6 protein-coding genes and 1 other RNA gene are annotated in these 4532 nt (G+C 40.9%); all 7 read right to left on the reverse strand.

All coding sequences use genetic code 11. The features are described from left to right. Window positions 1-711: 711 nt before the first annotated feature. A complete protein-coding gene (locus tag POTG_RS11240) occupies window positions 712-945 on the reverse strand; it encodes a hypothetical protein (protein ID WP_009224950.1) in 234 nt (77 codons plus the stop codon). A gap of 69 nt (window positions 946-1014) precedes the next feature. After that, window positions 1015-2199: a hypothetical protein gene (locus tag POTG_RS11245; protein WP_009224951.1), complete on the reverse strand. Its 1185-nt coding sequence runs from the start codon at window positions 2197-2199 to the stop codon at window positions 1015-1017. Between the two features lie 42 nt (window positions 2200-2241). Further along, the gene (locus POTG_RS23855; protein ID WP_157273410.1) at window positions 2242-2427 is read right to left on the reverse strand and encodes a caspase family protein; all 186 of its coding nucleotides are present in this window, start codon (window positions 2425-2427) and stop codon (window positions 2242-2244) included. Next, window positions 2393-2557 carry a hypothetical protein gene (locus POTG_RS24330; protein WP_198136193.1) on the reverse strand — a complete coding sequence of 55 codons (165 nt, stop codon included), beginning with the start codon at window positions 2555-2557 and terminating at the stop codon, window positions 2393-2395. The genes POTG_RS23855 and POTG_RS24330 overlap by 35 nt, the downstream gene beginning before the upstream one ends. Window positions 2558-2571: 14 nt before the next feature. Continuing rightward, window positions 2572-3087, reverse strand: a complete 516-nt coding sequence (locus POTG_RS11250) for a hypothetical protein (RefSeq protein WP_036645066.1) — start codon at window positions 3085-3087, stop codon at window positions 2572-2574. 340 nt (window positions 3088-3427) lie between these two features. Further along, window positions 3428-3796, reverse strand: a transfer-messenger RNA (tmRNA) gene (gene ssrA, locus POTG_RS23205). A gap of 175 nt (window positions 3797-3971) precedes the next feature. After that, complete coding sequence (gene smpB / locus POTG_RS11255) at window positions 3972-4451, reverse strand: SsrA-binding protein SmpB (protein WP_036645069.1); 480 nt, start codon at window positions 4449-4451, stop codon at window positions 3972-3974. Between the last annotated feature and the right edge of the window lie 81 nt (window positions 4452-4532).

Below are 4532 nucleotides of genomic sequence, written 5' to 3' on the forward strand. Positions count from 1 at the left end.
TAATTCGTAATTTATCAATAGAGGGATCGGAATACCAAAAAGGATCTCGCCATTTTGAGGACGAGCAGGTCTTGATATTTCAATGAGTTCCATCTTGTTCCTCCTAATGGAAATTAATCAAACATTCCAAAATTTCGACGTTTTCATTGTTTTTCCTGCAAAAAGTACTAATTCTTTTAGCCCTATTTAACGCTAACTACAATGTTTTGCTGAACGTAAGAAGGAATTAGAAAATAGGATTAATGTCCCTAATGATGACTACAAATAGCGATAAAAAGTTAAATTGATTGTACATTTTCGAGCAAATCAAAAGCCCGACCGTATGAGGTCGAGCTTTTATAGTGGAGGCGAGGATCGAGCCCCTAACCATATTCGCTCCACCAAAGTATAGGGTTTAGGTGTCCCGTCATTTATCAACACGATATGTTGACACTACACATTCCACATGTCTGGAGTAATCAATTAGGACAGCCTATGCGGAATGTGCTACCAACAATGAAATTGATTAATTCATCAAAGCGGAATAAATCCATATCTACCTAGGTTGATGTTTTTTGTAAAATGATAGTATTTGATCTCTTTTGGGATTTCTACGGAGGGCTCAACATTATCTAAAATAATAAACTGCACCCCTTCTTTAAATTTACTTAAATAGTTATAAAAGGATTGTTTTACTTCTTCACTTATATCGTCTTTAGAAATTCCCGACTTTTACAACTGCTCGATAAGAGCATCCCTTGCCGACCGTAAGCTGCGAATTTCTTTAACAATTTCCCGTCGCCGCTCAGGTAACGTACCTGCTTTGCCATGTTCGAGAACGAGCTTGCAATGGCGTCTGGCGATGGATAGAAGCATAGCGGTCTGGGCGTCGTCTAGTTCAAAGCCAAGCAGTGAACGGCGGCTGGAAACCAAAGATTCGTTACAAGTTTGGGCATTCGCGATCATATGAGAAACCTCCCAAGAAAAAAGTTTGTTGCATGTTACCTTGGTCGGAAAGATTTCTCAAGAAAAAACTTATAATACATCTTTTTCTAGTCTACGAACATTTTCTAAATCAGAGTAGTACCGACTAATAGTCATTTCCATGCATGATTTTCTATTAGCAGTGGTTCTCTGAGATAAATACTTCTTATTATAATACAAAGATAGATCGTGTATTGTTCCAAACAACAAAGAACAAGCTTCTCTCCAATCTTTGATATCATCTGGCGGGATAGGTAAATCTGTGCTCTTGATATAATATGATTCAACTTCTGATACAAGGCTTTCCAACTCGTCAAATAATTCTTGCTCCGTCAGAATCGCATTCTTAAACTCATTGAACTGATATATTATTCTCTCAGCGAGAGTTATTAGAGATGACAACATTTCCCTAGTCTCATATATAACCCTTTCTCGGCTACCCATATTTTCTTGATTTAATCGCCTTAGATACTCATAATATGGGAAGAGTTTAAAGTGAACATTATTTATTATAAACGTGTCTTCGCTGTTTACTCTGTACCACCAATCCTTATTCTGAGCATCATCAACCCATGTTGTCATACATAGATATGTCTTTCGGATCATGTCACTTTCATCACGTCCGAAATAAATCCAGATAATATCAGCTAATTTGCCTGACAAAATAAGTTGTGTATCTGGATTATTATAGACTTCTGCACTTCTGACTTTTCGAGTTACCTCTAATGATACTTTACCTATCTCGTCAAGCGAAAGCGGTGCCTTTAAGATAACTTCCACTGAATATCGTTTTGTAACGCCTATGTGACTAGGTTTAACATCGTAAATAATATATTCATCACATTCTTCATAAATTTTCATAGGTTGAAATGGTACATATTCATGCACTTTAAAACGAATTGTCCCACCCATATTTGCTCTAAAGATAGGTTGTTGCGGTTTATCTGGATTTCTATGACTCCAGACTTGTGAATATAAGCAAACGAGTTTTTGTATATCGTTTAACGAAACCATTCCTTGCCTTACTATCAGCTTATCTCGAAATGCATCACACAGAAAGCTCGTGAAAACACTTATAGGTTTATCAGGATGTCCATAGGATGCCTGAGTTGAGTTGCTAGAAGAAAGCACTGCATACCCCTTGCCAGCAAAATCATCTACTGTTTCTTCTATGCTAAACGACGAACTGCGGTCTACAGAGAAATTCCCTGAAAAACAACAATCCAAAAAAATCACTTTCCCTTTAGCCGATATATTCTCAAGAAATTGTATAACAGCCTAAGTGCTTATAATATCATCGCTTAACACGAGGAAATGTTGATCATTGATTTTGTCACCATGCCCAGAGAAGTAAAAAATTAGGTTATCATTTTCACACAATAAATTCGAAACTTGTGTTAAAGCTCTTATAAAGTCTTTACCCGTTACGTCACCCGATTCTCCAAGGTGTGATAATATCTTCATTTCCTATCTTCAACCCGAAGCGCAAGGCTTTCCTTACTTCAGAAACATCATTCTTGCAAAAAGGAAGATTGGGTATAGCTGGATCATAATAATTACTTACACCTACAACAAGCGCTTTTGTATTTGTCATACAATCAATCCTTCTCATATAAATTTCGACTTGGAATTTTTCCATTTTCTAAATTGATCTTGAATCCAATCCAAAGCAATAATTTCTCTAGTCAGTACAAGCGAGTTATAGACATTGTAGTTGAATAATGCTATAAAGAAGATCAACCCCATTAAATTAAACTGATCATTGAAGATCATTTCATCTCCTGTTACTAGACCCTCCTTTACGAGAAGCCCCTTCATAGCTACAATGGCTGTTCCTAACCCCGACAAATATAAAAATATCAAATTCACACTTCTAAACCAGCTACTAAAGTTAGCGCTACGTAAAACAAATTTGTAAACTAAATGAATACATACAGTTGCTACAAACGACAAAAAAGTAGCTACTAAGCATCCGTAAAATAAGTTTCGAATATGATGGTTAGTCCCATCAAAAAAAGGCTCTACCACCTTCAACCCAAACCAAAAGCTAAAAATATACAACAAGAAAAAAGTAAATACTAAGAAAATAAGCCTACCAACGAATTTTCCAAGCCAGTCAGCCATAGAATATATACCCTCCCATTATCTACTAATACTACGATAATTAGTATTGGGCGTTTCATAAGTCTGGTCAACTTCGTATGTAAACGAAAAGCCCAAGCATTATAGCTTGAGCCTACCAATTCTTCGATATATCAGGTAAATGTGGCTTCAAATCAATACTTTCTCACCAGCAACACACAGCACTCAACATGTGTCGAATACAGTAAGTCTCCCCATAGCGTTTGTAGACAAGTTGTCTACAAAAATGCGCCCTCAATGCCCCTTTAAAATTCTGATGTCTACAGATGTCTACAATTTCGGGCATAAGAAAAGCCCAGACCGCATGAGGTCGGGCTTTTCATGGTGGAGGCGAGGGGAGTCGAACCCCTGTCCGAAGGCAACGCCACACAGGCTTCTACGGGTGTAGTCACGGTTTTGATGTCACCCGGAAGGCCGCCCCGTAACCGGCTTCCTTCCGGGTCAGCCTGATTGTCTTCTTCAGCTAGCCGCAGGCGGAGACTAGACAGCGTATCCCACTAAAGGTTGAGCCCCTATCCTGCCACATGGGCGATGGAAGGTAGGAGCCTGGAGGCCGTTATTAGGCGGCCAGAGCCAGAGTTGGTTGTTTAGCTTTGCCGTTTAAATTTGGCGTTAGCGTTGATAAAGCGGACGCTCCCCACTACCCGCTACCCATGCTCGATCTACCCCCGTCGAATCCAAAAACGCCCCCGAATGAAAAAGGTTTTGGAACATCGGTGCAGCCGGCAAAGGTGTGCTGCTTTGCAGTCACTTTCCTTGTCCGACCAAGGATTAGCGACCGCATTGTTACAATACATAGTATAACACGTTTAAACTGCCTCATGTTTATGGACTTGATGGAAACAGAGGGAACTGAGCAACTGAACTTACCTTGCCACCTTCTGCTTTTCGCGAAGCGCGCGCTGGATATCGCGCTGTGCGTCGCGTTTGGCGGCGGCGTCGCGTTTGTCGTATTGCTTTTTCCCTTTGCCCAGGCCCAGGAGCAACTTCGCGTATCCGTTGCGGATGTAAATCTTCAGCGGCACGATCGTATAGCCTTCCTGTTTGGACAAGCCGAGCAGCTTGTTGATTTGCGCTTTGTGCATCAGCAGCTTGCGCGTTCGCGTCGGGTCGGCCGGATTGAACCGGTTGCCTTGCTCGAACGGGCTGATATGCATGTTGTGGATAAAAATCTCGCCGTTGCGGATCGTCGCAAACGCATCCCCGATGTTCACTCGGCCATTGCGGATCGATTTGATTTCAGTTCCCGTCAAGACCATGCCCGCTTCGTAGGTGTCTTCGATGAAATAATCATGGGAAGCTTTTTTGTTCTGCGCGAGTACCTTGCCTTCACTTTTCTTACCCATGTTCATCCTCCTCCTGAAGCCCCACGGGGCAGTTTACCAGACATTAATTGTATCAACTCCGGCGGTCAAAAGCAAGGATGC

The sequence above is a fragment of the Paenibacillus sp. oral taxon 786 str. D14 genome (genome assembly GCF_000159955.1).
In the GTDB taxonomy this organism is placed as follows: Bacteria; Bacillota; Bacilli; order Paenibacillales; family Paenibacillaceae; genus Fontibacillus; species Fontibacillus phoenicis.

Bases quoted from the DNA above. Each gene is read 5' to 3' on its own strand.
- smpB (WP_036645069.1), bottom strand. From the start codon at position 4,451: ATGGGTAAGAAAAGTGAAGGCAAGGTACTCGCGCAGAACAAAAAAGCT.
- POTG_RS11240 (WP_009224950.1), bottom strand. From the start codon at position 945: ATGATCGCGAATGCCCAAACTTGTAACGAATCTTTGGTTTCCAGCCGC.
- POTG_RS24330 (WP_198136193.1), bottom strand. From the start codon at position 2,557: ATGACAAATACAAAAGCGCTTGTTGTAGGTGTAAGTAATTATTATGAT.
- POTG_RS11250 (WP_036645066.1), bottom strand. From the start codon at position 3,087: ATGGCTGACTGGCTTGGAAAATTCGTTGGTAGGCTTATTTTCTTAGTA.
- POTG_RS23855 (WP_157273410.1), bottom strand. From the start codon at position 2,427: ATGAAGATATTATCACACCTTGGAGAATCGGGTGACGTAACGGGTAAA.